Source organism: Microcystis sp. LEGE 08355 (genome assembly GCF_015207185.1).
Taxonomy (GTDB): domain Bacteria; phylum Cyanobacteriota; class Cyanobacteriia; order Cyanobacteriales; family Microcystaceae; genus Microcystis; species Microcystis panniformis.
Map to the genome: position 1 here is coordinate 1 of NZ_JADEXI010000665.1, position 2,371 is coordinate 2,371.

The following is a 2,371-nucleotide window of genomic DNA, read 5'->3' on the forward strand; positions in this document are numbered from 1 at the left end:
TCTCTGGCATGACTTTTAACCTCAACGATATAAGCGGTATTTAGCTCACCATTGGTATAGGCAAGAACATCAATTTCTAGGTGTTGTCCTTCTTTACTGGCGCGCACACTGGGACTAACAACTTCCATACCAAAGCGTTGTCTGAGAATCGTTTCCATTGAGGGAAGGGCAAGTCCTTCGGTAAAGCTGCCGAATTTGGCACCGAGTCCCCCAATTTGTTTGCCCAGTTCTTTGAGTTGTTTGTCAGTTTCCTTCTGTTGTTGGGCGTTTTCCTGGAGTTGTCGGTCAGTTTCTTTTTGAGCGGTAGTTAATTCGGCTAAGAGTCGCCATACATCTTCGGATGTGGTTGCCATAGATAATTTTTTCCTTCTGCTCTGGTCTATTGCTATTTTAGTCAATTGCGCCGATACTTCCTAATTTTTAACCTTCAATGCTCTCTTTTTTGTCCAGTACATCTTATCCCATTTTAGATGAGCTTACCCTAGCAACCTTAAGCGAACACTACCGTGCGATTAGCGTAAACTAAAATGCGATTTTGCAAGTGTAAACGTACCGCTCGCGCTAACACCACCCTTTCTAAATCCTTACCTTGACGAATTAAATCTCCCACGGTATCGCGATGGCTAACTCTGACCACATCCTGCTCGATAATCGGCCCCTGATCGAGATCGGCAGTGATATAATGGGCGGTGGCTCCAATAATTTTTACCCCTCGATCATAGGCCCGTTGATAGGGATTAGCTCCGGCAAAAGCCGGTAAAAAAGAATGATGAATATTGATAATATTGGGGAAAAAGTTAATAAAATCTGGGCTAAGAACCTGCATATATTTAGCTAAAATCACTAAATCTATCCGGTATTCCCGCAGTAACTCTAATTGTCTGGCTTCCTGTTCAATCTTGGTTTCGGCGGTAATGGGAAGATGATGAAACTCAATACCGAATTGATTGGCAACTGAGTGTAATTCTCGATGATTGCTAATAATTAAAGGAATTTCTGCCCTAATTTCTCCCCCGTGTTGTCGCCATAATAAATCGAGGAGACAATGATCCTGTTTTGTCACCCAAATAGCTAGACGCGGAACAGTATCGGAAAAATGTAGGGACCAACTAGCCTGCAAAGGTTTGGCAATAGCGGCGAAAGCTGGTTCGATCATCCCACGGGGTAAATTAAACCCCTCTAATTGCCATTCTATCCGCATCAGGAACAATCCCGCCGAAAAATCCGTGTGTTGGTCAGCGTGGATAATATTGCCGCCATTAGCGTAGATAAAATTAGCGATTTTCGCCACTAGACCAATCTGGTCAGGACAAGAAATTAACAAGGTTGCAGTGGCAGCAGTCATAAATTATCGGCGGCAAGAATTGACTTTTTCTATCCCTAATTTATTACAATTTTAGGCACTTCGTCCCTTTGATGCACAAAAAAGATCGTTTGTCAATAGCGATCGCCGATTAAATTCCTGGTTAAACTGATAGGCTCTTCCCTTGCTCAGAAGTGGCAAAATGCCGCTCGATTAGGGAGGGGACATCTTGGGGAGCTACCTGATTATAATGCTTTTTATCGGGCATAACCACCAGATTCGGGCCTTTTTTGCACTGTTTTAAACAGCCGGTTAATTTAATATTCACCGCTTCTCCCAGTCCTTTTTCCTCTAAACCACTCTCCAACCTTTGGCAAACTCTCGCACCGCCATTTTTCCAACAATCGGACTTCTGACAGATTAAGACGGTGGCTTTTTTCGCTTTTGCCGGGGCGACTTCTGGGGTTTTTTCGCCAGATAAATGCTCGATCCCTAGTACCCTCAGTTTTAATTTTCCCTTTTTTGAACAAAGACTACTTTCTCCCGTCACTTTTAGCCATGAGTGGAGAGCAATATTGAGATGTATGTGGTCTCGCAGTGTTTTTTCGGGCTTAAACCAATATTCTCGTTTATCAACCCTGATTCTCAGGTATTTTACCTTATATCCGTCTTTGAGGACAAAACCGAGGAATTGACCGACCACTTGAAAGGGAACCATGGTAGTTGCAGATTTTGACATACTTTCTCACTTTTTACTCTCAGATTGCTAATTTTTATCAAGGATTATGCCTGCCAACTGGTTTCCAGCCAAGCGATTAAACAGCCTCGGGAAGCCTCTAGCTGCCGCAGGACAGTCCACAGCTGTAAAAGTTGAGCGGAGGCATCGATGCGAACCTGCAAAGGCTGATGGAACAAGCATTTGCCTTCAATGTCTAGGGACTGCAGCCAGTGGTAGAGCTGCCAGCGATCGCAAGCACTAAGATTGAATATTTTCTCACCTTCCGATGGCCATTTGTCTATACTCATGGGTCTTTTAATTGAGAACTATTAGCAATATAACTCTAGGCT

The 2,371-nt window shown here is 43.6% G+C and carries 4 protein-coding genes; all 4 read right to left on the reverse strand.

Annotated features, from left to right (window positions below; translation table 11 throughout):
- Window positions 1–353 (reverse strand): DUF3782 domain-containing protein (locus IQ242_RS22625; protein ID WP_193961495.1); only part of this gene is annotated, 353 nt, incomplete at its 3' end.
- 137 nt (window positions 354–490) lie between these two features.
- The gene (gene purU, locus IQ242_RS22630; RefSeq protein WP_193961496.1) at window positions 491–1,345 is read right to left on the reverse strand and encodes a formyltetrahydrofolate deformylase; all 855 of its coding nucleotides are present in this window, start codon (window positions 1,343–1,345) and stop codon (window positions 491–493) included.
- 121 nt (window positions 1,346–1,466) lie between these two features.
- Window positions 1,467–2,042: a (2Fe-2S) ferredoxin domain-containing protein gene (locus IQ242_RS22635; RefSeq protein WP_193961497.1), complete on the reverse strand. Its 576-nt coding sequence runs from the start codon at window positions 2,040–2,042 to the stop codon at window positions 1,467–1,469.
- Window positions 2,043–2,086: 44 nt separating this feature from the next.
- Window positions 2,087–2,329, reverse strand: coding sequence for an Asr1405/Asl0597 family protein (locus IQ242_RS22640; protein ID WP_193961498.1), 243 nt, complete (start codon window positions 2,327–2,329; stop codon window positions 2,087–2,089).
- Window positions 2,330–2,371 lie beyond the last annotated feature (42 nt).

Coding starts and splice junctions, on each gene's coding strand:
- purU (WP_193961496.1), bottom strand. CDS start 1,345: ATGACTGCTGCCACTGCAACCTTGTTAATTTCTTGTCCTGACCAGATT.
- IQ242_RS22635 (WP_193961497.1), bottom strand. CDS start 2,042: ATGTCAAAATCTGCAACTACCATGGTTCCCTTTCAAGTGGTCGGTCAA.
- IQ242_RS22640 (WP_193961498.1), bottom strand. CDS start 2,329: ATGAGTATAGACAAATGGCCATCGGAAGGTGAGAAAATATTCAATCTT.